This window comes from Halomonas eurihalina, assembly GCF_008274785.1.
Taxonomy (GTDB): Bacteria; Pseudomonadota; Gammaproteobacteria; order Pseudomonadales; family Halomonadaceae; genus Halomonas; species Halomonas eurihalina.
In genome coordinates this window covers 116,224-141,842 of the sequence record NZ_VTPU01000009.1, presented here as the reverse complement: position 1 = coordinate 141,842, position 25,619 = coordinate 116,224, and the positions used below count along the sequence as shown (strand labels likewise).

The window sequence follows — 25,619 nt, the reverse complement described above, 5'->3', positions numbered from 1 at the left end:
GATACCCGATTCTGCGTTGTCCCTCATTCCTGTTCCCGCTCACGCTTGAGTCGCGTGTGGGCCGCCAGGTGATCGCGCAGGGCGGTGAGTTCCTCCTGGCCTTCGGTATCGAGCAGCGGTTTGCCCCGTGCCACGCGCCCGTGACGACCGTGCTCATCCATCAGATGTCGGGCGCGGCGGCGTACGCTCTCCAGATACTCATCATGACGGATCGGATAACCGATGAGGGCATTCCACTCGGTCTCGCCGACGCGATTCTCGAGTGCCTTGTCGAACAGGGTCAGCAGATGCTCGGGTTCGGTGCGATAGCGCGGGGTATGGGACAACAAGAGGATGACGACCATGCTGCCGAAGATCAGCATGCAGACGGCGAAGACGGTCAGGAACAGGGCCATGGGACGCTCGGGGCCGGAGGCGGCGCGACGGGCTGGAAGCTGGAGCGGGTGAAGGGAATCGAACCCTCGTCTTAAGCTTGGGAAGCTTCTGCTCTACCATTGAGCTACACCCGCGAGGTTTCCCAGTATATCCAGAGGGTTAATGATTACAACCCCGTTGGCTGGCCGCCTGCGCGAGAGGGGATGGAGGCGGGTCTCGGAAAAAAATTGCGAACACGACGAACTTTTTTCGTCAGCGCTGTCTTACCAAGCACAGACAACATCATCACGCGATGGCAGTCGCTAGCAATGTTGTTCTGGCTTGCATAATCGATCCTTACCGCCCCATCCCTCGGGGCGGCTTTTTTTTGCCTTCCATCGCCCGGGGCGATGCCAATGGTGTCTGGAACGTTAGCTGTGGCGCATGCGCAGGATGGCGTTCAGCACGTCGCGGCGGGTCACGATACCGACCAGCCGAGTCTGCTCGGTGACCGGGTAGATCTTGGGCTTGGCGCCCAGCATTTCCTGGGCGAGGTCGATGATGCTCTTGTTGGGCGTGACGGACAGCACTTCATGGCGCATCAGTTCCCTGACCAGAGGCGGTTCATCGTTGAGATAGGCACTTTCCAGCACCTTGCCGAGGACATCCTGCTCGGAAATGAATCCGATCAGATGATCGTGCTCATCGACCACCGGCGCCCCGGGTAGGCGGTGCAGCGAAAGCCCTTCCGCCAGAGTGGACACCGAGGTCTTGCCGGATACCCGGTAGCAGTCGCGGGACATGATTTCGCGCACGATGGTGGGGGCCTTCTTGGGCATGGCGGTTCTCCTTGTGCCGACAATGGTGAGCCTCGTCCGGGCAGGCACTCGACGAGACGACTGGCGTTCGCCGGGGCGTTCGGGTGGCCCAGGTGCCCTTGGGGCTGCCTCGATTTCAGCATAGACGACTCGCACGGAATGAGGGGCTGGGCAGGGAACCCGCCTCGGGCCAGCCCACTCCAATATGGCACAATGGTTCCATGAATCGTTCGTGATCCTGATCATCGTTGGAGATGCCCCATGGATGCCCGTGAGTACCTGGCCCGCAAGGGCCTGGATGGAGAACGTGACAAGGAGCGCCCCAACACCTTGGAGGAGAAGGCCTGGTACCGTGCCCGGGAGTCCGGTGACCATCGTCCCAAGGCAGGTACTCCGCACGACTGGGAAGATTGGGAGCGCTTTCACGAGACGCTGGCCGAAGGGGCCGACGCCCTGGAGCAGAAGATCGATCACGAGGCGCATCAGCGGGCCCTCGATCATGAGCGCCAGCATCAGGAACGTGAAGGCGCGCAGGCGGAGGGTGGCCAGTCGGATGGCAGCGTTGGCCATTTTACGCCGCCGGCGAACGGGGCGGCCGAACAAGCCTCGCCCGCCGCTCGAGCTGCCGCGCCAGAAGAAGTGCCCGCTTCCCAGCGTTCGGCCTCGGTATCCACACGTCCCGAGCCTTTCGCCGCCGTGATGATCCTGGCCGTGCTGTTACCGCCTCTGGCTCTGGCCCTGGCCGGTGCCGGGGGGCGTCGAGTCCTCCTGTCGCTGGTGCTGTGGCTGCTGGGCTGGTTGCCAGGGGTTGCCTATGCGATGTTCTGGCTCCTGCGGCCTCGAAAGGGTGGCGACGCTCGGTAACGTGCGTGACATCGGTAAGCATCGGCAAGACAGCACAGACAAGCGGGCGAGCTTGGCAGCGCGAAGGACACGGGTATAATCCTCGTCAACCCTCGATATAAACAGGAGTTGACCGTTGGGCTATCTCGTTGGCGTCACCGCGCTGTGGGCCTTTTCGTTCTCGTTGATCGGCGTCTATCTGGCCGGCCAGGTAGACAGTTACTTCGCGGTGATGACCCGCATCACCCTGGCAACGCTGGTCTTTCTGCCGCTTCTGCGCCCACGCCTGCTGCGGGGGCGGCAGCGGCTGGCATTGATGGCCCTGGGCGCCGTGCAACTCGGCGTGATGTATATCTTCTCCTACCAGGCTTTCCTGTTGCTGTCGGTGCCCGAGATGTTGTTGTTCACCGTTCTCACGCCGCTCTATATCGCCTTGCTCGACGATGCGTTGTTCAAGCGTTTCACGCCCTTCCACCTGCTCACGGCGGCGTTGGCGGTATGCGGTGCCGTGGTGATTCGCTATGAGGGGCTGACCGACGATTACTGGCTGGGATTTTTGGTGGTGCAGGGTGCCAACCTGTGCTTTGCCCTGGGACAGGTCGGTTATCGTCGCCTGTCGGCGGGCCTGCCCGATTCGCTGCCGAGGCTGTCGGTATTCGGCTGGTTCTATCTGGGCGCGCTGGCGGTGGCGGTGCCGGCCTTCCTGATACTGGGTGACGCGGCAGAGCTGCCGACCACGGGCGTGCAGTGGGGTGTGCTGGCCTGGCTGGGTTTGGTGGCCTCGGGGGTTGGCTACTTCCTCTGGAATCTCGGTGCCGTGCGGGTCGATGCCGGCGCCCTGGCGATCATGAACAATGCCCTGGTGCCGGCCGGCCTGCTGGTCAATCTGCTGATCTGGAACCAGGATGCCGATCTGCCGCGCCTGCTGCTGGGGGGAGTGATCATCATCGCCTCGCTGGCGCTCAATGACTGGTGGCAGCGTCGCGTATGGCAAACCGCCTGAGCCTGGGCGGTTTGCCTCCTGTTGTGGTTTGCCCCCTGTTGACAGTGTCGCCATAATGGTCCGTCGCGAAGCGAGGGACCCGCGCATGCAAGCCTTCAAGAACATTGGTCTGATCGGACGGCTGGGCAGCGCCAAGGTGGTCGAGACCCTGAAGCGGCTGAGTCGCTTTCTCGACGCCGCCGGCTACCACGTCATCATCGAGGATCGTACCGCTACGGTACTGCTCGACCATGGCCACCCGGAAGCCAGCCGTCGCCTGCTCGGCGAGCTGTGCGACCTGGTGATCGTGGTTGGTGGCGACGGCAGCCTGCTGGGCGCCGCGCGTACCCTGTGCCACAGTGGCACCCTGGTGCTCGGCGTGAACCGTGGTCGCCTGGGGTTTCTCACCGATATCTCCCCCGATGAGCTCGAGGAACGGGTTGGAGAAGTGCTCGAGGGTCGCTACGAGGTCGAGGAGCGCTTCCTGCTCGATGCCGAGCTCTACCGTGATGGCACCTTGATGGGCAATGGTGACGCCCTCAACGAGGTGGTGCTGCATCCCGGCAAGGCGGTGCGCATGATCGAGTTCGAGCTGTTCATCGATGACCAGTTCGTGTACAGCCAGCGCAGCGATGGCCTGATCATTGCCACGCCCACCGGGTCGACCGCCTACGCCCTTTCCGGCGGCGGCCCGATCATGCACCCCAAGCTGGATGTGATCACTCTGGTGCCGATGTTTCCGCATACCCTGTCGAGTCGGCCGATCGCCATCGACGCGGCCAGCGAGATCCGCATTCACATCGGCGAGACCAATCAGACATACCCGCACATCAGCTGCGATGGCCAGACGCGTGCCGTGGCCAAGCCCGACGATGTCCTGGTGGTGCGTCGCAAGTCACAGCGGGTTCAGTTGGTGCATCCGCTGGGCCATAATTTCTATGAGGTCCTGCGCAGCAAGCTGGGCTGGAGCAACCACCTGGGAGATTGAGGTGAGCGAACGAGGTGCCCTCGAGGGCTACGACCTGATCGGTGACGTGCATGGTTGCGGCGCCACCCTGGCCACGCTGCTCGAGCGTCTCGGTTACCACCAGCGGGAAGGGGTCTATCGTCATCCGCGCCGCAAGGCGATCTTTCTCGGCGATCTCATTGACCGGGGGCCGCGCATACGCTTGGCGGTCTCCATCGCGCGTCGCATGGTCGAGGCGGGCGAGGCGCTGATCGTGCTCGGCAATCATGAGGTCAACGCGCTCGCCTATTGCCACCGGGCGCCCGCCGAATCCGACCGGGAATGGCTCCGCGAGCATACCCCTCGTCACAATCGCATCGTCAGGGAGACCCTGGCGCAATATCGCGATCATTCCGAGGAGTGGGAGCAGACGCTGGCGTGGTTCCTGGACATTCCGCTGTGCCTGGAGCTCGACGGGCTGCGGGTGGTGCACGCCTGCTGGGATCAGGCATTGATCGACGAGCTGCGCCGGCAGCGTCCCGATACGCGCATCGATCTGGATTTCCTCACCGAGGCGATGCGTCCCGGCACGCGGGCTTCCCTGATTCTCGACCGCCTGACCCGGGGGAGCCATCTATCCTTGCCCGAGGGCATACGTATCCATTCCGGCGATGGCTTTACCCGGAGCAGTTTCCGTGCCCACTTCTGGGCCAGGCAGCCGCGCACCTGGGGGGATGTGGTCTTTCAGCCGGACAATCTGCCGGATGAACTGGAAGCGCGCGAATTGAGCGCTGAGGATCGTGCGCGACTGAGCTATTACGGTCCGGATCAGCCGCCCTTGTTCATCGGTCATTACTGGTGCGAGGGCGTTCCCGCGCTGCCCGCCCCGAATATCGCGTGCCTGGACTACAGCGCCGTCAAGTTCGGTCGCCTGGTGGCCTATCGCTGGAGTGGCGAGACGCGGCTCGATGCCGATTGCTTCGTGTGGGTCGACGTGCCCCATGAGGAGCGGGCACGTGCGATGCCTCAGGAAATCGATTTCGACTGATACACTCTGTTACACGAAAATTCGGCTCATGATTGAACTCGACTCCACATCGTCCATCAGAGTAAGTGTTCCCTTGAATGATCCCTTGCTCTTGTCCGGTGGCCCCCTCCACCGGACTTTTCTTTTGGCGCGTCTTTCTTGTATTCGCGCTGCCGTATGTCGTGCCCAGGAGGGGTCATGTATCGGGTAATCCTGTTGCCGCGCGATGCCGACCTGCGCGAGCTGCGTCAGGCGCTCTGGGCGCATCGCATCGGCCATCGCATCACCGAAGAGGACGACGGCCAGGTCCTGTGGCTGGTCGACCCGTCCCAACTGGAGGCGCTGCGCGGGTTGCTCGAGCAATGGCAGCGCGGCGAGCCCTTGATGCCCGCGGGCGGCAAGCCGAACCGCGGCGGTGGCTCTCAGTGGCTGACACCGTTTCGCTGTGCACCGGTCACCTCCCTGGCGCTGGGCCTGTGTCTGCTGGTATTCGCTGCCACCTGGCTGTTCGGTGATCTGGTGATCGCCGCCCTGACCATCGTGCCGGTGGGTATCGTCGATGGGCAGCCGGTGACGGGCAGCCTCGCCGAGGGACTGGCCAGCGGTCAGGTCTGGCGGTTGTTGTCACCGATATTTCTGCATTTCGGCTGGATGCACCTGATCTTCAACATGCTCTGGCTGTGGTTCTTCGGTCGCCAGATCGAGGCGATTCATGGCGGTAGGAGGATGCTGACGCTACTGCTGCTGTCGGGCATCGGCGGCAACCTGGCGCAATATGCCACCGGCATCGTGCTGTTCGGCGGCATGTCCGGGGTCGATTTCGCGCTGCTGGGCTATGTCTGGCTGATGTCGCGGCGGCGTCCCGGCAGCGGCTTCTTCGTGCCCCAGATGCTGGTGGTGTTCATGCTGGCCTGGATGGTTTTCACCATGACCGATGTTGCCGCCCTGGTGGGCTTTGGCAATGTGGCCAATGAGGCGCATCTCGGCGGGCTGGTCGTGGGCCTGGTGCTGGGCTGGTATCATTCCAGGCAAAAGCGCCACCAGCGCTGAGCCTGCCGTCCCCTGGAGAGATTTCCGATGAGCGATATGACCTTCGAGCGCATGATCCAGCAGATGACGCCTGACATCTATGCCAGCCTCAAACAGGCGGTGTCGCTGCGCAAGTGGCCGGATGGCCGTTTCCTCACCCCCGAGCAGACCGAACTCTGCCTCGAGGCGGTGATGCGCTACGAGGTGGAGAACGGCGTGCCCGAAGAGCAGCGTGTCGGCTACCTCGAGCGGCGTACCTGCGGCGCCGACAGCGACGGCGGCAACGTTTCCCCGGAACTGGCCGGCTTGGGACAGGACGTCGGCCGTGACTGACACCCTGGCGAGGGGCTGTCTGGCCAAGATGGCCGTCGAGCCCGGCGACCCCGCTCGCTATACATTGCGTGCCGGCGACGACCGCCTGCCCCTCGGGCCGCTGCTGGGCGAGCCGTTGCGACTCGCCTGGAGCGGCGCCATTGCCTGCATGAACTGCGGTCGCGCGACCCGCAAGAGCTTCGGTCAGGGCCATTGCTACCCCTGCTTCAAGCGGCTCGCTCGCTGCGACACCTGCATCATGAAGCCGGAGCTGTGCCACTATTTTCAGGGCACCTGCCGTGAGCCGGAGTGGGGCGAGAGCCACTGCTTCCAGCCACACGTCGTCTACTTGGCCAATGCTTCTGGCCTCAAGGTCGGCATCACCCGCGCCACCCAGGTGCCGACTCGCTGGCTCGACCAGGGCGCCGTCCAGGCGTTGCCGATCCTCGAGGTCGATTCCCGCCAGCAGTCCGGCTTCGTCGAGATGCTCTTCAAGGGCGAGGTCTCGGATCGCACCAACTGGCGTGCCATGCTCAAGGGCGAGGCACCGGAACTCGACCTGCCCGGCGAGCGCGACCGCCTGCTCGAGCGTCTCGCCCCCGGGCTTGCCGAGCTGCGCGAGCGTTTCGGCGCCGAGGCCATCCGTGAACTCGACGCCGCGCCCCGCATCTTCGAGTACCCGGTGCTCGAATATCCCACCAAGGTGGCCTCGCACAACTTCGACAAGCAGGCCGAGGTGGCGGGGCGGCTGATGGGCATCAAGGGCCAGTACCTGATGCTGGACAGCGGCGTGATCAACCTGCGCAAGTTCACCGGCTACGAGGTGGCGGTAAGTCATGGAGAATCGTGACGGCTTGTGTCAGCGTTGATGGTCCTTGCCACAACGTCACAAGGAAGGTGAACCGATGTACCGCTTGCATATCGCCAACAAGAACTACTCATCCTGGTCGCTGCGCCCCTGGGTGCTCATGCGCCATCTGGAGATTCCCTTCGAGGAGCAGCTCACCGCCTTCGATACCGGTTCGAGCTGGCGGAGTTTCCGTGCCTTCTCGCCCACCGGCAAGGTGCCCTGCCTGGAGGATGGCGAGCGTGGCATCTGGGAGTCGCTGGCGATCGCCGAGTACCTGGCCGAGCGACACGCGGGTGTCTGGCCGCGGGACGAGGCGGCGAGGGCCTGGGCGCGCTCGGCCAGCGCCGAGATGCATGCCGGCTTTGGCGCCCTGCGTGACGAATGCCCGATGAATTGTGCCGCACGGGTGCGCCTGTCGTCGCCCTCGGCCGCCCTGGGGCAGGAACTGGAGCGACTCGACGAGCTGTGGCAGGAAGGGCTGTCGCGCTTCGGTGGTCCCTTCCTCGCCGGCGCGGACTTCAGTGCGGTGGATGCCTTCTTCGCGCCCGTGGCGTTTCGCGTGCGCAGCTTTGGCCTCGAACTTGGCGAGGCTTCGAGGGTCTATGTCGACACACTCCTCGATTTGCCTGCGATGCGGCAATGGGATGCCGACGCCGTGGCCGAGCCCTGGCGGGAGCCGGGACACGAGGATGACCTGCTGGCTCGCGGAACCCTGCTGGAGGACCGCCGCGAGAACGGCTGACGGCAAAACGCTGGACAGGGAGGCAGTCGGATGACGCTATCGAATGTCGAGGATCGAGTCGTGGGTGGGGTCGGCTTCCGGGTCGTCGATCGACTCACGGACCCGGAAGGCGATGCCAACGCCGACTGGCTCGGTGTTACCGAGGATTGCGTGCTGTGGATGGATGGTGCCGCGCCGGTCAATGCCGGGCGCACGCGCAGCGACTACCCTAGTGACGCCGCCTGGCTGGTGCGGCGTTTCGTGGACCACTTCCTGGTCAATGTCGGCCCGGCGTGGCGCACCAGGGAACTGGTCATCGATATTCAGGGCCGCCTGGCGGTGGAGTATGAGGCTCTGGACTCGGCCGACGATGTCGTGCGAACGGACCTGCCTTTCGCCTGCTTTGGCGCCGCACGTCTGATCGATGACACCCTGGAAATCACCAGCGCCGGTGACTGCGTGCTGCTCTACGAAACCGACGAGGGGAAGCTGGCCAGTTTCGGTCACAGTGCGGTCAGCTCGCTCGAGCAGCAGGCAGTGGTAGCACTGCGCGAGACCAAGGTGCGCACCAGGGCGAGCCACGGCGAGGCCCTTCAGGCGACCATTCCGCATATTCTCGATAACCAGGCACAGCGCAACCGGCGCTTCGGCTACGACGTCGTCGAACCCATCGCCGATCTGGCCATCGACCTGGAGCGGGTGCTGATGCCCGCGCGTCCGGGGCGCCGAATGCTGGCCATGAGCGACGGCTTCTATCGGGCTGTCGATACCTATCATCTCTTCACTGACGAGCAGCTCTTCGAGGCCGCCTTCGACAGTGGGTTGAGCGACATTCTCGCTCGGCTGCGCGACGCCGAGGCGAACGACCCCGAAGCCAGTGCCCATCCGCGACTCAAGCTGCAGGACGATGCCACCGCTGTGGCCTTTGTGGTGGAGGCGGGCTGAGTCCGTCCTGCGCCTGGTCATCTTCGCCGGGGCGTTGCCGGGCCGCTATCAGGGCGCAAACAGGTCGCCCTGGGCGCCGGGCGCTCGGAAGGCCGAGGTGTCCAGGCTGACATCGCCCGGAAAGCCCAGGCGGCGATGGCACTTGGCGAAGCGCTGGGCGAGCAGCTCGGCGAATACGCCCTCGCCGCGCATCCGCTGGCCGAAGCGGGCGTCGTAGTCGGCGCCGCCCCGGCACTGGCGAATCAGGCTCATCACCTTGTCGGCCCGCTGGGGATAGTGGGCTCTCAACCAGTCCTCGAACAGTGGGGCGACTTCGCGGGGCAGGCGCAGCAGCATCCAGGAGGCACTGATGGCGCCGGCCTCGCGGGCCGCCTCCAGCAGGTGCTCGATCTCATGGTCGGTGAGGCCGGGAATCACCGGCGAGATCAGGGTGCCGACCGGCACGCCGGCCTCGGCGAGTCGCCGGATGACCTTGAGCCGCGCTTCGGGCGAGGCCGTGCGGGGTTCCAGGGTCCGTTTCAGTTCGCGATCCAGGCTAGTCAGGCTGATCATCACTCTCACCAGGCGGCGCTCGGCCAGTGCCTCCAGCACGTCGAGATCGCGCAGGATCAGCGCGCCCTTGGTCCCCAGCGTGACCGGATGGCGGTATTCGAGCAGGGTTTCCAGCACGCGGCGTGTCGTCCCCCGCTCGGCCTCCAGGGGCTGATAGCAGTCGGTATTACCGGACAGGTTGATCGGACGACAGACGTAGCCCGGCTTGGCGATTTCCTCCTCGAGACGCTCGACGAGACCGCTGCGAGCGATCAGCCGGGTCTCGAAGTCGAGGCCGGGGGAGAGGTCCCAGTAGGCGTGACTGGGACGGGCATAGCAGTAGATGCAGCCATGCTCGCAGCCGCGATAGGGATTGAGGGAGCGGTCGAAGGGGAGATCCGGCGAGCGGTTCCAGGACAGGGCGCTGCGCGACGCCTCCGTCATCACCTGGGTGGCGAGGCGCTCCGGAACCGCCTCCTGCCACCAGCCGTCGTCGATGGCCTCGCTGCGGGTCGGCGCGAAGCGGTTATGCGGGTCGAAGGTCGCGCCGCGTCCCCGGCGCGCGCCGGGGCTCGTGGGCACTCGAGGGGCCATGTCGAAATCCTTTTTAATGTATTTATATACAGTATAGGGCGTCATGTCGTGATGACCAACGGGAACTCGAGCGGCCGTCCGACGTTCCACAGGGACGCCATGCGAGAAGGAAGCCGACATGAAGCGACGCGATTTCTTGAAGATAACGGGAGCGCTCGGCGGCAGCGGACTGTTGCCGATCTCCACTCTGTTGGCGGCGGCGGAACATGCCGGGCCGGGGAGCGGGGCCGGCGAGCCCTTCGACTATGCCTGGCTCAAGGGACTGGCCCGCAAGCTGTCCACCCAGCCGCCGCGCGAGCATGCCATCGAGCTGCCCGAACCGATCCGGAATCTCGACTGGGATGCCTACCAGGCGATCCAGTACCGGCCCGATCACGCCGTGTGGCGCGATGAACCCGGCTCGGCATTTCGCGCCCAGCTGTTCCACCTGGGGCTCCACTACAGAACACCGGTGCGCATCTACGAGGTTGTCGATGGCCGTGCCCATGAGCTCGACTATGATCCTTCCCGGTTCGACTTCGGCGAGTCGGGTGTCGATGGCGAGCGGCTCCCCGAGGATCTGGGGTACGCGGGCTTTCGGCTCCACCATCGCGATGACTGGAAGCGCGATGTCGCCGCCTTTCTGGGGGCCAGTTATTTCCGCGCGGTGAGCGACTCCATGCAGTACGGCATGTCGGCACGTGGCCTGGCGATCGATACCGCCTCGGCGTCGCGCGAGGAGGAGTTTCCGGATTTCACCCGCTTCTGGCTGGAGCGATCCCCGGATGACGAGGCGAGCGTCATCGTCCATGCACTGCTCGAGTCGCCCAGCGTCACCGGCGCCTATCGCTTCGTCATCAGCGATACCGAAGGCGTCGTCATGGACGTCGATGCGGCCCTCTATCCGCGTCGGCCCATCGAGCGGCTCGGGGTGGCGCCGCTGACCAGCATGTACATGGTCGGCGAGAACGACCGGGACGCGAATTGGGACTGGCGGCCGGAGATTCACGACTCCGACGGCCTGTCGATCCACGCCGACAGCGGTGAATGGATCTGGCGCCCGCTGACCAACCCGGAGCGATTGCGCTTCAATGCCTTCGGCGAGCGTTCGCCGCACGGTTTCGGCCTGCTGCAACGCGACCGCGACTTCGATCATTACCAGGACGATGGCGTCTTCTACGAGCGTCGTCCCGGCGTCTGGGTCGAGCCCAGGGGCGACTGGGGCAAGGGATCGATACAGCTTGTCGAACTGCCCACCCTGGACGAGACCTTCGACAACATCGTCGCCTTCTGGAATCCCGCCGAGCCTGCCAAGCCCGGCGAGGAACTGCTGTTCGGCTACCGCCTCTACTGGTGCGATACCTCGCCTGCTCAGCCTTCTCTGGCACGCTGCGTGGCGACACGCACCGGACTCGGTGGCGTGGTCGGTCAGCGACGCGAATATTTCAGCTGGCGCTTCGTGGTCGACTTCGCGGGTGGCCCCATGCCGCTCGGCGAGGATGTCGAGGTCGAGCCCGTCATCGCTGCCTCGCGCGGTCGGGTCGAGATCACCTCGGCGCGGCCGCTGGACGCCATCGAGGGTTATCGCGCGATGTTCGACGTGGTGCCGCCCGACGAAGGCACCGAGCCCATCACCCTGCGGCTCTATCTGAAAAGCGGCGACCGGCCGCTGACCGAGACCTGGCTCTACGAATGGACGCCGCCGCCCGCGGAGGAGCGCGATCTGCACAATCCCGGGCATCTCGAGTAAGGCGTTTGGCGCGGCTCGCTGGCGTCGTCGCGTGCTGGCTCTGGTAGCATGTTGCCTCTCGTGACCTGCCGGAGCCACGCCATGAACGATCCGATCCCCGCCTTCGACGAGGTCTGCGCCGCGCGTGCCGCGCGCTATCTCGACACCCTCACCAAGCCGCCGGGCAGTCTGGGACGACTGGAGGCCCTGGCGGTATCCCTGGCCGGCATCACCGGGGAGGAATTTCCCACGGTCACCCCGCCGGGGATCGTGGTGTTCGCCGCCGACCACGGCGTGGCCGCCGAAGGCGTATCGGCATTTCCGCCGTCGGTGACGGCCCAGATGGTGGCCAACTTCGTGACGGGCGGCGCGGCGATCAATGTCTTCGCGCGACGTCTCGGTGCACGCCTTGAGGTGATCGATGTCGGGGTGGCGGGCGAGTTGCCGTCGGCGGGCATCGTGCACGACAAGGTTCGCCGGGCCACCGGCAATCTGCGACGCGAGGATGCCATGTCCCGCGACGAGGCCGAGGCGGCCATCGCCGTGGGTCGTCGGGCCACCGAGCGTGCCCTGGCGGCCGATTGCCGTTGCCTGATCGTCGGCGAAATGGGCATCGCCAACACCACCGCCAGCAGCGCCATGCTGGCGGTCTTGTGCGGCGTGCCGGTGGCGGATCTAGTGGGCGAGGGGACCGGCGTGACGCAGGCGGCGCTGGTCCACAAGCGAGACGTCATCGAGGCGGCGCTGGTGGCTCGGGCAGCGGATCCCGATGACCCACTGGACGTGCTCGCCAAGCTGGGCGGGCTGGAAATCGCCGCCATGGTCGGCGCCTACCTCGAGGCGGCCGCGAAGCGCATGCCGGCGTTGGTGGATGGTTTCATCGCCACTGTCGCGGCCCTGGTCGCCTGTCGTTTGGAACCGAGGGTACGTTCCTGCCTGATCTTCGGTCACCGTTCCCGGGAGCCGGGGCACGCGCATGCCCTGGCAGCGCTGTCGGCCGATCCCTTGCTGGATCTCGATCTCTGCCTGGGCGAGGGCTCCGGCGCCGCCCTGGCTTTTCCCCTGCTGGAGGCGGCCACGGCCATGCTGGCGGAGATGGCGACCTTCGAGGGAGCCGGCGTCAATGACGCTGGAACGGGAAGGCACCATGACCCTGTTTGAGCCATTTTCCCCGGCACTGCTCGGCCTGGTGGCGGTGGCGGCGTTGCTCGACTTGCTGATGGGCGACCCTCGGTGGCTGCCTCATCCGGTGGTCGGGATCGGTCGAGTGATCGCCTGGCTGGAACGCACCTGGAACCATGGCTCACCCAGGGCGCGGCGCCGACGTGGCGTCTGGCTCGTGCTGCTGGTGGTGATCGGCACCTGGGGGCTGGCCTGGGGGCTGTTGCACGTACTGGCGTCGGTGAATCCCTGGCTGGCCGGCGGGGTGGAGCTGTATCTGCTCGCCACGACCCTGGCCGCCCGGGGGCTCGACGAGGCCGCCCGCGCCGTAGCCCGGCCGCTGATGCGGGGCGAGTCGTGTCAGGCACGCCAGGCGCTGGGCATGATCGTCGGTCGCGACACCGCCTCGCTCGGTGAGCCCGAGATCGCCCGGGGCGCAGTGGAAAGCGTGGCCGAGAACACCGTCGATGGCATCACCGCGCCACTGTTCTTCGCCCTGCTCGGTGGCGCGCCGCTGGCGCTGGCCTACAAGGCGGTCAACACCCTGGACTCGATGGTCGGTCATCGGAGTCCGCGCTATCAGGATTTCGGGCGCGCGGCAGCGCGTCTCGACGACATGGCCAACTGGATTCCGGCACGCCTGACCGCCTTGGCGATGTGGGTCGCAACCTGGTGGTTGCCCGGCTATCGGCGGCGTGGTGCCCTGTCCGCCACCTGGCATGAGGCACCGCGCCACCCGAGCCCCAATGGAGGTTGGCCCGAGGCCATGGCAGCCAACCTGCTGGGGGTTCGGCTCGGGGGAATCAATCACTATGCAGGCAGGGTATCGCACCGGGCGACCCTGGGCACGCCACGGGAAGGCCTGAATGCCGGGCATATCGGGCGCGCCCTGCACTTGATGCACGGGGGATGGGCGATGTTTCTGGTCATGATGGCGGCGCTGGTGATGGCGCGGGGGCTGCTGGCATGAAGAACGCGGCAGATAACGCCTGGCCGGCGCATGGCGGCCGTATCGCGCCCTTGCTGGCACGCTTCGGATTGCCGGCCGATCATCCGGTGGTGGACTTCAGCGCCAATCTCAACCCCCTGGGGCCTCCCGCCTGGCTCGGCGACTGGCTAGCCGGGGCGGTCGATAGCCTCACGCGCTATCCGGATCCCGATGGCGCGCAGGCCCGCCGGGCCATCGCCAGGCACGAGGACGTGTCGCCCGAGCGGGTCATGGTGACCCATGGCGGCATCGAGGCGATCGAACTCGCCGCCGCCGCACATGCCGGTGGGCGGGCGCTGATCGTGGCGCCGACCTTCGGCGAGTACGCCATGGCGTGTCGGCGGCACGGGCTGGACGTGCGAACGCTGATCTCGCGCGGCGCGGATTTCGAGCCGGATATCGCCGAACTGGAGGCGGCGATGGCGGATGCCGAAGTGCTCTTCCTGTGTCGCCCGAACAATCCCACGGGGAGCCTGATCGCCCGCGAGCGGGTCGAGCGCCTGCTGGCACGCGGTCGCGAGACGCGAACGACGCTGGTCGTGGATGAAGCCTTCGTCGACTTCGTCGATGGCGATGCCCGGCTGACGCCGCTGCTGGCCGAGTACGACAACCTGTGGTTGCTGCGCTCGATGACCAAGTGGTTCGACGTGCCTGGCCTGCGACTCGGCTATCTGCTGGCCGCGCCCGACATGCTGGATCGTCTGCGCGGATGGCGAGCCCCCTGGAGCGTCAGTGCGCTGGCCGAGGCCCTGGTCGAGCCGCTGCTCGATGATGTCGACTATCTCGCTGCCACCCGGCGCTGGCTGGCCGGACAGCGCCGGGTCCCGGAGGATGTTCGGGCGCTGGGTTTCACGGTGCCGCAGACGCATGCCAACTTCTTCCTGCTGCATGGCGGGGCGGGCACCGATGCCATGTTCGAGTTTCTGCTGCGGCGCGGTATCCTGGCGCGCCACACGCACAACTTCCCGGGGCTGGAAGGGCGCTGGTTGCGCCTGGCCCTCCGGGAGGAAGACGACAACGCCCGGCTGCTCGACGCCCTGGCCGACTGGCGGGGGCGGCGATGATCACCTTCGTCTCCGGAGGTGCCCGTTCGGGCAAGAGTGCAGTGGCCGAGCAGCGGGTTCGCGTGACGTCAGGCGCCCGTGGTGTCGCCTGCTATTACCTGGCCACGGCGCGTGCCGGGGATGCCGAGATGGCACGACGCATCGACCGCCACCGACGCGAGCGTGGCGAGGGCTGGATCACCCTCGAGGCGCCGCTGGATTTGCCCGGTGCGCTCGAACGGGTGACGCCGGGCAGCGCAGTGCTGCTCGACTGTCTGACCCTATGGGCCAGCCAGGCCATGTTCGAGGCCGGATTGGACGCGTCGGAGGGGCGCGCGATGCTGGCGCGCACGCTGGGTGAGGCAAGACGTCGGGCCCTCGATCTGGTGGTGGTGTCCAACGATCTCAACGAAGACGTGCCGCCACGGCATGCCGTGGCCCGTCGCTACCTGGCCTTCCTGCAGGCGCTGCACCGGGACCTGGCCCGGGAAGCCGACCGGGTCATCGAGGTGGTGGCGGGGCAGGCCATCGACTGGAAGGGAGGCGACGGATGAAGGACGCAGGCTATGGAGCGTTGCTGGCGCTCCAGTTCCTGACCCGCTTGCCGGTGCCGGTTGTCTGCCCATGGACCCCGGCGACCCGGCGCTGGGCGGCGCGCAGTTATCCCCTGGTGGGGCTCGTGATCGGCGTGCTGCTCGCGCTGCTCGGCATGGCGCTGCGCGATGCCTGGCCGGCGCCGCTCGTCGCCCTGGCCCTGCTCAGCGGGTGGGTAGCGCTGAGCGGCGGCCTGCACCTGGATGGCCTGATGGATCTGGCCGATGCCCTGGGCTGCCAGTCGTCCGGCGAACGGCGCTGGGCGATCATGAAGGACCCCCACGTCGGAAGCTTTGCGGTACTGGCCCTGGTGCTTCACCTGGCCTGGAAGGGCATGCTGCTCTGGGTACTGCTCGACGAGGGCGCGAGCCTCTGGGCATTGGTGGCGATTCCGGCCCTGGCGCGCTGGGGGGCCGTCGCCCTGCTGGTGGGCGTGCCGGCGGCGCGCGACGAAGGCCTGGCGCATGCCTGGCAGAGGAGTCTCGGACATCGCGAGGCATGGCTGGCGGCGTTGCCGGTCGTCGCGGTGCTGGCCTGGGTGCCGGGAGGCATCTGGCTGGCCGTGGCCATGGCCGTGTTCATCGTGATCTATGGCGGCGCGATGCGCCGGAGTTTCGGCGGCATCAACGGCGACATCGTCGGCGCCGCCATCGAGGGAGGGGAATTATGGTTGCTGTTGATCGCCTGGAGCTGGTGGTCGTACGTCATGGTCTGACGGCCTGGAACCGGCAGCGCCGCTACCAGGGCCGGCGCGACATTCCGTTGCTGATGCCGGATGCCGTACCGGCCATGGATCGCCTGCGTCACCATCTGGCGGATCAGGACTTCGACGCCGTCTACGCCAGCGACCTGACACGCTGCCGGCAGACACTCGCCCACCTGTCCGAAGGGCGGACGTGGCCGGTACCGGGCTTCGATGCGCGGTTGCGCGAGCTCGATTTCGGTGCCTACGAGGGTCGCACCTATGACGAGCTCAAGGACCTCGCCGGCTACCGTGCCTGGATCGACAGTCAGGGGGAGTCGGCGCCCCCGGACGGCGAGTCCGCCGCGGCGATGCGCGAGCGTCTCTCCGCCTGGCTGGCGGAGGCGCTGGCAACGGCCGAGGCGGAGCGGCACCGGCGGATACTGGCGGTGGCCCATGGCGGGGTGATTCGCGAACTGCGGCGGCGCTTCGAGACCGTCGATTTCTGGGAGGGCAGCGTCGGCCAGGCCGAAGGGCGTTGCTGGTCGCTGGCGTACAGCGAAGGAGAATGGCAATGCAGTTGTTCATCGGCGGTGCCCACGCCGGCAAGCGCGACCTCGTAGCCTCGCGCTTTCCCGAGGCGGTCTGGTCGACGGCCGAGGAAGAGCCCTGGCGCGAGGAGCGCCCGGCGGGGCGGACGCGGGTGATCACCGGCTGGCGCCATTGGCTGGAGACCGCCCTGGCGGCGGAGAGCGATGACGACCGGCTGCGGGCCCGGTTCGGCGAGCGGCTCGAGGCGCTCTACCAGGCCGAGGCTGCGCATGACATCGAATGGGTGCTGATCCTGCCCGAAATGGGGCGGGGCATCGTGCCCCTCGAGCCGCGGGATCGGCGTCTGCGCGATCTGGCCGGCTGGCTCGCCCAGGACGCCGCGGCGCGTGCCGATGAGGTGTGGTACCTGCGTCATGGCCTGGCGAGTTGCCTGAAACGACGCAGTGCCGCCCGCTCGGCGCGTTGACGCCCCCACGTTCGGTTGCTAGCTTACGCGCACTCTCAGGTGTCCGAGGCCCGCGCAGATGGGCCAGGATGAAACGGGAAGTCGGTGCGCTCCGGCTGGAGCCAGTCCGACGCTGCCCCCGCAACGGTGATCGAGTCGAGGGTTCGCCATAAGCCACTGTGCCCGACATGGGAAGGCGGCGACCCTGGGCAATGTCCGAAACGTGTCTGCGCTCGGTTATACGGCGTTAAAAATCAGCTCGAGATGCTCATTTACCCTTGCGTAAATTCCGCTATCTCACGGATTTTTGCCTTGTCTAACCATTGCACGTCGACTCTTCGGACACAGCCCAAGCATCAATGCTTGCTCGTCAGCCCGGAGACCGGCCTGGGAACGCATGCCTGGACGCGGTGGGCGGTCCATGGGCAGGGCCCGCCAACCGCTAGATGCCGTGTCCCGACCCGCCCCGTGTCCGACCATTCAAGGGTTCATGCCGCACGGGTGCGTGTGGCTCCGGGACGAATATCATGACGACTTCTCGCTATTTCCGCTGGGGCCTGGCTTCCCTCTGCCTGGGCGCCACGCCGCTGGCCAACGCCGCCCCGAACGACACCGACGCCGATACCGAGCAACAGCTCGACCCGATGGTGGTAACCGCCACCCTGGCGCCGCGCACGGCCAGCCAATCGCTGTCCTCTGTCTCGGTCATCGACGAGGCGACGCTGCGCCGCCAGGATCCCACCGACATCACCGATGTGTTGCGCGCCCAGCCCGGCGTGGATGTTTCCTCCAACGGCAGCTTCGGCAAGAACAGCAGTGTCTACCTGCGTGGTGCCGGCAGCGAATCGACGCTGATGATGATCGACGGCATCCGCCTGCGTTCGGCGACGGTGGGCGGCCCTGCCTGGCAGTTTCTCGACCCGCGCATGTTCGAGCGCGTCGAAGTGGTTCGCGGCCCGCGAAGTACCCTCTATGGCGCCGATGCGGTGGGTGGCGTGGTTCAGCTGTTCACGCCGGAGGGCGAGCTTGGCGATCCCGAGCCCAGCGTCACCCTGGGCGGCGGCTCGCATGGTAGTCGACGCGTGGCCGCGAGCTTGACCGGCGGCGCCGATGGCACCCGCTATGCCGTCTCGGCCAGTCATTTCGGCACCGATGGCGCCGAGATCACCGAAGGCGAGGGCGACAAGGGCTACGACAACACCACCGGTTTCGCGCGGCTTTCGCATACCTTCGATGGAGGCGCGGAAGTCGGCCTGCTGGCCTTGCGCGCCCGGGGCAATACCGAGTTCGTCGGTGGCGACACCAACTTCGTGCAGCAGGTGGCCGGCGTCTATGGCGAACTGCCCGTCACCGACGACTGGCGCAGCCAACTGACGCTGAGCGAAGCGCGCGACGAAGCCGAGAGTCATGAAAGCTTCGGCGATTCCATCTTCGATACCCGTACGCGTACCGCTCGCTGGGAGAACACCGTGGCTGTCGGGCCGCATGAGTGGATCGCCGGTGCCGAGGCCAGCCGCGACGAGGTCTCGAGCACCACTGCCTACGATGAGGATAGCCGCGACAACGTCGCCGTCTTCAGCCAGGCGCTGCTCGATTTCTCACCGCTGACCGTCCAGGCCGGCCTGCGCTACGACGACAACGACGCCTTCGATGAAGAAGTCACCGGCAACCTGGCACTGGGTTATGCACTGGATGACCATCACACCCTGCGCGCCAGTTATGGCACGGCCTTCCGCGCGCCGACCTTCAACGAACTCTATTATCCCGGGTACGGCAACCCCGACCTCGATCCGGAGACATCCGAAACCGTCGAGCTCGGCCTGCGTGGCCAGTTCGCACGCGGCTTCTGGGACCTGGCGCTCTACCAGACCGATATCGAGGACATGATCGCCAATGCCGTCTTCGATGGCGTCAGCGCACCCTACAACGTCGACGAAGCGCGCATTCGCGGCGTAGAGCTCTCCACCGGCGCGGAAGTGCTGGACTGGAGCCTGCGTGCCGCCCTGACCTATACCGATCCCGAGGATCGCGAAACCGGCAATCAGCTGGCGCGTCAGGCCACGAAGAGCCTGCGCTTCGACGCCGACCGCGAACTGGGCGACTGGACGCTGGGCGGTTCCGTCATCGCCCAGGATCATCGTTACAGCGACGCCGACAATGACCAGCGGCTGTCCGGTTACGGCATCGTCAACCTGCGGGCCGGCTGGCGCTTCGCGCCGCAATGGTCGGCACGCCTGACGCTGGAGAACGTCTTCGATCGCGAGTACGCCACCGCCCGGGATTATCTGGGCCGCGATTACATTGACGCCGGAAGGGCGGCCTTTCTGAGCGTGAGCTTCGGCGCACAGTAAGGGAAGCTGACAAAACGCCCAGCGGCGGCTTGCCGATAGCTTGGTCCGCATGTTCGAAGAGACGAGGTGCGCTTGAAATACCTGCTGTATGGCATCGGGCTGCTGGCACTCGCCGGCCCCGTGTGGGCGGTGCCCTGCGTCACCGATGATATGGGCCGCGAGGTTTGCCTGCCGGCGCCGGCCGAGCGCATCGTGGCGCTCTCGCCCGGTGTTACCGAACTGCTCTACGCGGCGGGTGCCGGTGATCGGCTGGTGGGGGCGGTCAGCTTCAGCGACTATCCTCCCGAGGCCGCCGACCTGCCGCGGGTGGGCAGCTACGATCGCCTCGATCTCGAGGCGCTGCTGGCCTTGTCGCCGGATCTGGTGGTGGCCTGGGCCGGTGGCAATCCCGAGCAACAGCTCGAGCGGTTGCCGGAACTCGGTGCGCCGGTGTTCTTCTCCGATGCCGCCGACTTCGACGCCATCGCGTCAAGCCTGGAGCGCCTCGCCGCGCTTGCCGGCAGCGAGGCCGAGGGGCACGAGGCTGCCGAGCATCTGCGCGGGGAAGTGGCTGAACTGCGGGCACGCCATGCCGACAGCGCACCGGTCGATGTCTTCTATCAGATCTGGGAATCACCGCTGATGACGATCAACGGCGAGCACTGGATCAGTCAGACGCTGGCATTGTGCGGAGGCGTCAATCTCTTCGCCGAGCAGTCGTCGCTGGTGCCGCGCATCGGCGTTGAGGCGGTACTGGCTCGAGACCCGGAAGCGATCATCACCGGCGGGATGGGCAAGGCCGATTCCACCTGGCTCGAGGCCTGGCGCGATTTTCCGGACATGACGGCGGTACGTCGCGACAACCTCTTCTTCGTCAATCCGGACCTGGTGCAGCGCGCGACCCCCAGGCTGCTGGAGGGAACCCGCCAGATCTGCCATCACCTGGAGGTGGTACGTGAGCGACGCTGAAACCCGGCGCGGGATACCGACGGGTACCTGGCCGCTGGTGCTGCTGGCGCTGGCGGCACTCCTGTCACAGGGGCTGGCCCTGGCGCTGGGCAGCGTGTCGCTGTCGCCGGACGCACTGCTCGCCGTGCTCGGGGGCGGTGGCGAATCGCTGCATCGCACCCTGGTCCTCGACCTGCGGCTTCCCCGGGCGTTGGCGGCCTTCGGTACCGGCGCGCTGCTGGCCCTGGCCGGCGCCTTGATGCAGGTGCTGCTGCGCAACCCCCTGGCCGATCCCTATGTGCTGGGACTCTCCGGCGGCGCCTCGGTGAGTGCCCTGCTGGCCATGCTGGCCGGCCTGGGGGGGGGGCTGGTCGCCGGGGCGGCCTTCGGCGGCGCCCTGGCTTCGACGCTGATCGTCTTCGGCCTGGCGCATGGCACGGGGAGCTGGACGCCGACCCGCATGCTGCTCACCGGCGTAGTGATGGCGGCCGGCTGGAGTGCCCTGATCAGCTTTCTGCTGGCGGTGAGTCCGGTCGAGCAGTTGCCCGGCATGCTCTACTGGCTGATGGGAGACCTGAGCTATGCGGGCTCGCCCTGGCTGGTGCTGGGCGTGGCCGCGCTCAGCCTGGTGGTGATGGCGCCGCTGGGGCGTACCCTCAATGTGCTGGCGCGAGGCGGGATGCAGGCCGCCGCCCTCGGCGTGGCGGTGCGTCCCCTGGAGTGGACGCTGTATCTGGTCGCCAGCCTGCTCACCGCCGTGGCGGTGACCACCGCCGGCAGCATCGGCTTCGTGGGGTTGATGGTGCCGCACATGCTGCGCCTGCAACTGGGCAACGACCAACGGCTGATCCTGCCGGCCAGCCTGCTGGCCGGCGGCACCCTGCTGACGCTCGCCGATACTCTGGCACGCACCCTGATCGCGCCGCAGCAATTGCCGGTGGGCGTGATCACTGCGTTGCTGGGCGTACCGAGCTTTCTCTACCTGCTCTATCGGAGTCGCTGATGACGAGCCTCGAAGCGCATGGCTTGATTGTCGATGTGCCGGGGCGTGCCTCGGGGCGTCCCCTCGACCTGCGCATGGCGCCGGGCGAGCGATGGGGCGTGCTGGGCCCCAATGGGGCCGGCAAGACCACCTTGCTGCATACCCTGGCGGGCCTGAGGGTGCCGCGCGGCGGGGAGGTACATCTCGAAGGGAGGGCGCTGTCGCGCTGGCGTCGTCGGGAGGTGGCCAGGCGGCTGGGCGTGGTGTTCCAGGAACGCCACGATGAGTTTCCCGCCAGCGTGCTGGAAACCGCGTTGATCGGCCGGCATCCCTATCTGTCGCCCTGGCAACGGGAGGGGGAGACGGATATCGCGCGAGCCCGGGAAGCGCTCCGGCATCTCGAACTCGAGCACCTGGAAGACCGGCTGGTGTCGAGCCTCTCCGGCGGCGAACGCCAGAGGGTCAGCCTGGCCACGGTCCTGACCCAGGCGCCGTGCTGGTGGCTCGTCGATGAGCCGACCAATCATCTCGATCTCCACCATCAGGTGGCGACCATGGCGTTGCTCGAGCAGCAGGCACGGCAGGGATGCGGCGTGGTGATGTGCCTGCATGACCTCAACCTGGCGGCGCGCTGGTGCAGCCATCTGCTGTTGCTGTATCCCGATGGCGAGGCCTGCTGGGGGGCGGCTCGCGACATGCTGGTGCCCGAGGCCCTGGAACGGCTCTATAATCAAGCCCTGACCACCGTGGACGTCGACGGCGCGCCGGTCTTCGTGCCCGTGCGGTAAGGGAGGGGCCGGACCCGTGGGAGAGCTACAGCGCGTGGCGAAAGCGCAGGATGGTGCGACCATCCTGCGGATCGTCGATGAGGTCGGCATGCACACTGAAGGTATGTCGCAGTCGATCCAGGGTCAGCACCTGCCGGGGCGGGCCGATATCGATCAGGCGTCCGCCTTCCATCACGCCGATGCGGTCGCAATCCATGGCTTGGCCGAGGTCGTGCAGGGCGAGGACCACCGTGATCGGTAGTTGCTTGACCAGTTGCAGGATCGATAACTGGTGGCGCACGTCCAGGTGGTTGGTGGGCTCGTCGAGCAGCAGGGCGCGAGGTTGCTGAGCCAGGGCCCGCGCGATGTGCACGCGCTGGCGTTCGCCGCCGGACAGCGTATGCCAGAGGCGATTCTCCAGGTGACGCATGCCGACATCCTCGAGGGCACGGGAGACGATGGCATCATCCTGCTCGGACCATGGCCGCAACGGGGAGAGAAAGGGCGTCCGGCCCAGGGCGACCGCCTCGCGTGCCACGAGCCGATCGAGGGTGTCCGCCTGTTGCTCGACGAAGGCGATGGCACGGGCGATGTCGGGTCGCCGCATTGCGCTCATGGGCTGGCCGTCGACCAGCACGCGACCGGCCTTCGGCTTGCGCAGTCCGGCAAGCATGCGCAGCAGGGTGGTCTTGCCGGAGCCATTGGGGCCGATCAGGCCGAAGGTCTCGCCGGATTCCACCGTGAGGCTGACGTCGTCCAGTAGCCTGTGCCCGTGAACCTTCCAGTCGATGTGTTCGGCGGTCAGTCTCATCGTCTCTTCGCTCCGCGAATCAGAATCAAGGCGAATGCCGGCGCCCCGATCAATGCCGTGACCACGCCGATCGGCAGCACCTGCCCCGGCACCAGGGTGCGCGAGAGGATGTCCGAAGCGATCAGGAAGATCGCGCCCGCCAGTGCCGAGGCCGGCACCAGGCGGGTGTGGCGGCTGCCGACGAGGAAACGCATGGCGTGGGGAATCACCAGGCCCACGAAGCCGATGGCGCCGACCATGGAGACCATCACGGCGGTCACCAGCGCCATGGCAGCGATCAGCACGCCTCGCACCCGGCGCACGGGAATGCCGAGCGAGGCGGCGCTGTCGGTGCCGAAGGTAAAGGCATCCAGTGCGCGTCGGTGCCAGAGGCAGATCACCAGGCCCGTCAAGGCGGCGGGCAACCCCAGGAAGACATCTTCCCAGCGCACGCCGGAAAGGTTGCCCATCAGCCAGAACATGATGCCGCGGGCCTGCTCGGCACTCGCCGACTTGGCAATGATGAAGGCCGTGAGGGCATTGAAGAGCTGAGATCCGGCAATGCCGGCGAGGATGATGGCCCCGGCCGCCTGGGTGCCACGACCGCCGCCGGTACCGCTGCCGGCGGCATGGGAGAGAGCCACGACCAGGCCAAAGGCCAGGCCGGCGCCGGCGAAGGCCCCGAGCGACAGCGTCAAAACGCCGCTGCCGACACCGGCAATGGTGACCGTGACGGCGCCGGTCGAGGCACCGGCGGAGATTCCCATCAGGAAGGGATCGGCGAGCGGGTTGCGCAGCAGAGCCTGGAGAACAACGCCAGCAAGGGCCAGCCCGGTACCGCAGCAAGCCGCGAGAATCGCGCGGCTGAGCCGGTAATCCCAGATGATGCCGGCCTCGATCCGGTCGACGGCGAATGACATTCCCCCGAACCGGTTGGCCAGTACCTTGAGGATGGTGTCCATGGGGATCGACGTTTCGCCGATGGCAGTGCCAGCCATTATCGCGACGAACAGCGCCAGCGGCGTCAGCCATATCCAGTGCCATCCCGAGCGCGCGGGTGCGGCGCTTGCCACGGTTGGTATCATCGTTCGAAGGACAGGGTCGACAGGGCATCGACCAGTGTCTCGAGACCGAAGATCGTGCGCATCGTGGCGCTCATCGCGTGAGCATCCATCTCGATGATGCGGTCGTTCTTCACCGCCGACATTTCGCGGGCCACGGGATCATGGTGAAGAAACTCCAGCTTGGTCTCGACACTGTCGGCCGCATAGCGGCGCCGATCCATGCGCGCCACCACGATGATGTCGGGATCGGAACGGGCGATCGATTCCCAGCCGACGACGGGCCATTCCTCATCGGACTGGATCACGTTGCGGATACCTAGCTTGTCCATCATGTAGCCCGGCGCGCCGAGCCGGCCGGCAACATAGGGATCGGCTGAACCATCGGGAGACGAGAACCAGAATACCGCCGAAAGATCATCTGGAAGATCGAGCTTTTTAGCCTCAGTGATGGCATTTTGTTCACGTGATTCCAGCTCGGTGACCAGGCTTTTTCCAGCATCTTTTACATCGAATATGGTGGCCAGTTCGGTGATGCCCTTGTAGATCGAATCGATGGAAAAGGCGGCGGTTCGAGTGCCATCTCCTCCGGTCGCATTCTCCTTGGTATCGCAATCGGCGGGCATGATATAGGTGGCGATGCCCAGGTCGTGGAACTGGTCGCGTGTCGCCACGCTGCCGGTGGGGCCGACATGCCATTCATACTGGGCGGCAACCAGATCGGGGTGCTTGTTAACCACGGCCTCGAAGCTGGGATCATTGTCGGCGATACGCTCGACACCCGCATTGATTTCCTGGAATTCCGGCAGCACTGGATTGAACCATACCGATGTGCCTTCGAGCCGGTCGCCGACCCCCAGTGCATAGAGAATTTCGGTGGCCGACTGACCAATGGTGACGGCGCGTTTTGGTGCGGAAGAGAACGGTATTTCTTGGCCGCAATTGGTGATCGACAGCGGATATTCTGTGGTATCACCCACGGCGAATGAGGCGGGGATGAGCGATAATGTTGCCAGTGCCTTGCGAACGGAATTCATGCGCCTATGTCCGGATGTTAGGTATGGAACTGCTGGATGACACCCGGGAGTGTCGAGAAATTCGCTGCATTCTCCACGTCCTCTGCTCCGATTTCCACCGCCTGTATTCCGAGTTTTGCGTTCGGGAATTTTGTGTTATGTTATATCATAACTTTAAAGGATGGCAAGCCCATCGCTGCCGGAAATGAGCCCTCGCGGCAGGGCCATGGTCGTCCCCATATCGTTCCATGACGACCGCCACCGGCCGAGAATACGACCTTGCCGACGGAGAAAGCGCGATTCGAAGCGTCGGGCGAGGCGAGACTTTTTGTCGACGTTTGCGCCGGTCACACCAGTTACTTTACGATGCTTCATTCGAAGATGGGTGCCCCTGACACTAGGGGATAATCGGGAAGTATGGTGAGGCCCCGGCCGATTCCATCGCTGCCCCCGCAACGGTAATGAAGAGCGACCTGCGAAGACCACTGGCATCCGCCGGGAAGGTGCAGGTCAGGCGTGAGGCTTTGGCACACGCCCCCTTCGAGCCCGGAGACCGGCCCGTCGTTTCGTGTCATCCCAAGGCGGTGCGGTGGGCACCGA

27 protein-coding genes, 1 tRNA gene and 2 riboswitches are annotated in these 25,619 nt (G+C 66.1%); of the genes, 21 read left to right on the top strand and 7 right to left on the bottom strand.

Annotation, left to right across the window (positions count from 1 at the left end; genetic code table 11):
- Positions 1 to 23 precede the first annotated feature (23 nt).
- The 3 genes from FZZ93_RS10850 to FZZ93_RS10840 all read right to left on the bottom strand — a co-directional run bounded on the left by FZZ93_RS10850 (position 24) and on the right by FZZ93_RS10840 (position 1,193).
- Positions 24 to 395, bottom strand: a complete 372-nt coding sequence (locus tag FZZ93_RS10850) for a hypothetical protein (protein ID WP_149322340.1) — start codon at positions 393 to 395, stop codon at positions 24 to 26.
- A 40-nt stretch (positions 396 to 435) separates the two neighbouring features.
- Positions 436 to 509, bottom strand: a tRNA-Gly gene (locus tag FZZ93_RS10845).
- Between the two features lie 276 nt (positions 510 to 785).
- Positions 786 to 1,193 (bottom strand): CBS domain-containing protein, encoded by a 408-nt coding sequence (locus FZZ93_RS10840; protein WP_149322339.1) that lies wholly within the window; start codon positions 1,191 to 1,193, stop codon positions 786 to 788.
- 240 nt (positions 1,194 to 1,433) lie between these two features.
- On the opposite strand from FZZ93_RS10840, the gene FZZ93_RS10835 reads away from it, so the two are divergent.
- The 9 genes from FZZ93_RS10835 (at position 1,434) to FZZ93_RS10795 (ending at position 8,827) form a co-directional block, all read left to right on the top strand.
- Complete coding sequence (locus FZZ93_RS10835; RefSeq protein WP_149322338.1) at positions 1,434 to 2,036, top strand: YqaE/Pmp3 family membrane protein; 603 nt, start codon at positions 1,434 to 1,436, stop codon at positions 2,034 to 2,036.
- Positions 2,037 to 2,151: 115 nt separating this feature from the next.
- Positions 2,152 to 3,018, top strand: a complete 867-nt coding sequence (locus FZZ93_RS10830) for a carboxylate/amino acid/amine transporter (RefSeq protein ID WP_149322337.1) — start codon at positions 2,152 to 2,154, stop codon at positions 3,016 to 3,018.
- Between the two features lie 85 nt (positions 3,019 to 3,103).
- Positions 3,104 to 3,985: an NAD(+) kinase gene (locus FZZ93_RS10825; RefSeq protein ID WP_149322336.1), complete on the top strand. Its 882-nt coding sequence runs from the start codon at positions 3,104 to 3,106 to the stop codon at positions 3,983 to 3,985.
- A gap of 1 nt (position 3,986) precedes the next feature.
- On the top strand, positions 3,987 to 4,991 hold the full coding sequence (locus FZZ93_RS10820) for a metallophosphoesterase (protein ID WP_149322335.1): 1,005 nt from the start codon (positions 3,987 to 3,989) through the stop codon (positions 4,989 to 4,991).
- Positions 4,992 to 5,168: 177 nt separating this feature from the next.
- On the top strand, positions 5,169 to 6,020 hold the full coding sequence (locus tag FZZ93_RS10815; protein WP_149322334.1) for a rhomboid family intramembrane serine protease: 852 nt from the start codon (positions 5,169 to 5,171) through the stop codon (positions 6,018 to 6,020).
- Positions 6,021 to 6,047: 27 nt separating this feature from the next.
- Positions 6,048 to 6,332, top strand: coding sequence for a YeaC family protein (locus tag FZZ93_RS10810; protein WP_149322333.1), 285 nt, complete (start codon positions 6,048 to 6,050; stop codon positions 6,330 to 6,332).
- Between the two features lie 28 nt (positions 6,333 to 6,360).
- Positions 6,361 to 7,161 (top strand): DUF2797 domain-containing protein, encoded by an 801-nt coding sequence (locus FZZ93_RS10805; RefSeq protein WP_149322374.1) that lies wholly within the window; start codon positions 6,361 to 6,363, stop codon positions 7,159 to 7,161.
- 55 nt (positions 7,162 to 7,216) lie between these two features.
- Positions 7,217 to 7,903: a glutathione S-transferase family protein gene (locus tag FZZ93_RS10800; RefSeq protein ID WP_149322332.1), complete on the top strand. Its 687-nt coding sequence runs from the start codon at positions 7,217 to 7,219 to the stop codon at positions 7,901 to 7,903.
- Positions 7,904 to 7,933: 30 nt separating this feature from the next.
- Positions 7,934 to 8,827, top strand: a complete 894-nt coding sequence (locus FZZ93_RS10795) for a hypothetical protein (RefSeq protein WP_149322331.1) — start codon at positions 7,934 to 7,936, stop codon at positions 8,825 to 8,827.
- Between the two features lie 48 nt (positions 8,828 to 8,875).
- On the opposite strand, the gene FZZ93_RS10790 is transcribed toward FZZ93_RS10795, so the two are convergent.
- Positions 8,876 to 9,952 carry a PA0069 family radical SAM protein gene (locus tag FZZ93_RS10790; RefSeq protein ID WP_149322330.1) on the bottom strand — a complete coding sequence of 359 codons (1,077 nt, stop codon included), beginning with the start codon at positions 9,950 to 9,952 and terminating at the stop codon, positions 8,876 to 8,878.
- Positions 9,953 to 10,070: 118 nt separating this feature from the next.
- Here FZZ93_RS10790 and FZZ93_RS10785 point away from each other — a divergent pair, with 118 nt between their 5' ends.
- The 12 genes from FZZ93_RS10785 to FZZ93_RS10730 all read left to right on the top strand — a co-directional run bounded on the left by FZZ93_RS10785 (position 10,071) and on the right by FZZ93_RS10730 (position 22,173).
- Entirely contained in the window at positions 10,071 to 11,681 is a 1,611-nt protein-coding gene (locus FZZ93_RS10785; protein WP_149322329.1) for an OpgD/OpgG family glucan biosynthesis protein, read from the top strand.
- An 81-nt stretch (positions 11,682 to 11,762) separates the two neighbouring features.
- Positions 11,763 to 12,821, top strand: coding sequence for a nicotinate-nucleotide--dimethylbenzimidazole phosphoribosyltransferase (gene cobT, locus FZZ93_RS10780; RefSeq protein ID WP_187774512.1), 1,059 nt, complete (start codon positions 11,763 to 11,765; stop codon positions 12,819 to 12,821).
- Positions 12,784 to 13,791, top strand: a complete 1,008-nt coding sequence (gene cbiB / locus FZZ93_RS10775) for an adenosylcobinamide-phosphate synthase CbiB (protein ID WP_149322327.1) — start codon at positions 12,784 to 12,786, stop codon at positions 13,789 to 13,791. Before cobT ends, cbiB begins: the two co-directional genes overlap by 38 nt.
- The gene (gene cobD, locus FZZ93_RS10770; RefSeq protein ID WP_149322326.1) at positions 13,788 to 14,873 is read left to right on the top strand and encodes a threonine-phosphate decarboxylase CobD; all 1,086 of its coding nucleotides are present in this window, start codon (positions 13,788 to 13,790) and stop codon (positions 14,871 to 14,873) included. Before cbiB ends, cobD begins: the two co-directional genes overlap by 4 nt.
- Entirely contained in the window at positions 14,870 to 15,406 is a 537-nt protein-coding gene (locus FZZ93_RS10765; RefSeq protein WP_149322325.1) for a bifunctional adenosylcobinamide kinase/adenosylcobinamide-phosphate guanylyltransferase, read from the top strand. The genes cobD and FZZ93_RS10765 overlap by 4 nt, the downstream gene beginning before the upstream one ends.
- The gene (gene cobS, locus FZZ93_RS10760) at positions 15,403 to 16,161 is read left to right on the top strand and encodes an adenosylcobinamide-GDP ribazoletransferase (RefSeq protein WP_149322324.1); all 759 of its coding nucleotides are present in this window, start codon (positions 15,403 to 15,405) and stop codon (positions 16,159 to 16,161) included. Before FZZ93_RS10765 ends, cobS begins: the two co-directional genes overlap by 4 nt.
- Positions 16,113 to 16,751: a histidine phosphatase family protein gene (locus tag FZZ93_RS10755; protein ID WP_149322323.1), complete on the top strand. Its 639-nt coding sequence runs from the start codon at positions 16,113 to 16,115 to the stop codon at positions 16,749 to 16,751. Before cobS ends, FZZ93_RS10755 begins: the two co-directional genes overlap by 49 nt.
- On the top strand, positions 16,703 to 17,146 hold the full coding sequence (locus FZZ93_RS10750; RefSeq protein WP_149322322.1) for a bifunctional adenosylcobinamide kinase/adenosylcobinamide-phosphate guanylyltransferase: 444 nt from the start codon (positions 16,703 to 16,705) through the stop codon (positions 17,144 to 17,146). The genes FZZ93_RS10755 and FZZ93_RS10750 overlap by 49 nt, the downstream gene beginning before the upstream one ends.
- Before the next feature lie 20 nt (positions 17,147 to 17,166).
- A riboswitch (cobalamin riboswitch) is annotated at positions 17,167 to 17,530 on the top strand.
- Positions 17,531 to 17,652: 122 nt separating this feature from the next.
- Positions 17,653 to 19,476, top strand: a complete 1,824-nt coding sequence (locus FZZ93_RS10745) for a TonB-dependent receptor domain-containing protein (RefSeq protein WP_149322321.1) — start codon at positions 17,653 to 17,655, stop codon at positions 19,474 to 19,476.
- 66 nt (positions 19,477 to 19,542) lie between these two features.
- A complete protein-coding gene (locus tag FZZ93_RS10740; protein ID WP_484103620.1) occupies positions 19,543 to 20,424 on the top strand; it encodes a cobalamin-binding protein in 882 nt (293 codons plus the stop codon).
- Positions 20,411 to 21,406 (top strand): FecCD family ABC transporter permease, encoded by a 996-nt coding sequence (locus tag FZZ93_RS10735; RefSeq protein ID WP_187774511.1) that lies wholly within the window; start codon positions 20,411 to 20,413, stop codon positions 21,404 to 21,406. Before FZZ93_RS10740 ends, FZZ93_RS10735 begins: the two co-directional genes overlap by 14 nt.
- Positions 21,406 to 22,173: an ABC transporter ATP-binding protein gene (locus tag FZZ93_RS10730; RefSeq protein ID WP_149322319.1), complete on the top strand. Its 768-nt coding sequence runs from the start codon at positions 21,406 to 21,408 to the stop codon at positions 22,171 to 22,173. Before FZZ93_RS10735 ends, FZZ93_RS10730 begins: the two co-directional genes overlap by 1 nt.
- A 25-nt stretch (positions 22,174 to 22,198) precedes the next feature.
- Here FZZ93_RS10730 and FZZ93_RS10725 read toward each other — a convergent pair whose 3' ends face one another.
- The 3 genes from FZZ93_RS10725 to FZZ93_RS10715 are packed head-to-tail and all read right to left on the bottom strand — an operon-like array spanning position 22,199 to position 25,040.
- Complete coding sequence (locus FZZ93_RS10725) at positions 22,199 to 22,963, bottom strand: ABC transporter ATP-binding protein (RefSeq protein ID WP_149322318.1); 765 nt, start codon at positions 22,961 to 22,963, stop codon at positions 22,199 to 22,201.
- Positions 22,960 to 24,027 (bottom strand): FecCD family ABC transporter permease, encoded by a 1,068-nt coding sequence (locus FZZ93_RS10720; RefSeq protein WP_149322317.1) that lies wholly within the window; start codon positions 24,025 to 24,027, stop codon positions 22,960 to 22,962. The genes FZZ93_RS10725 and FZZ93_RS10720 overlap by 4 nt, the downstream gene beginning before the upstream one ends.
- Positions 24,024 to 25,040 carry an ABC transporter substrate-binding protein gene (locus FZZ93_RS10715; RefSeq protein WP_149322316.1) on the bottom strand — a complete coding sequence of 339 codons (1,017 nt, stop codon included), beginning with the start codon at positions 25,038 to 25,040 and terminating at the stop codon, positions 24,024 to 24,026. Before FZZ93_RS10715 ends, FZZ93_RS10720 begins: the two co-directional genes overlap by 4 nt.
- A gap of 347 nt (positions 25,041 to 25,387) precedes the next feature.
- Positions 25,388 to 25,595, top strand: a riboswitch (cobalamin riboswitch).
- The last annotated feature ends 24 nt before the right edge of the window (positions 25,596 to 25,619 follow it).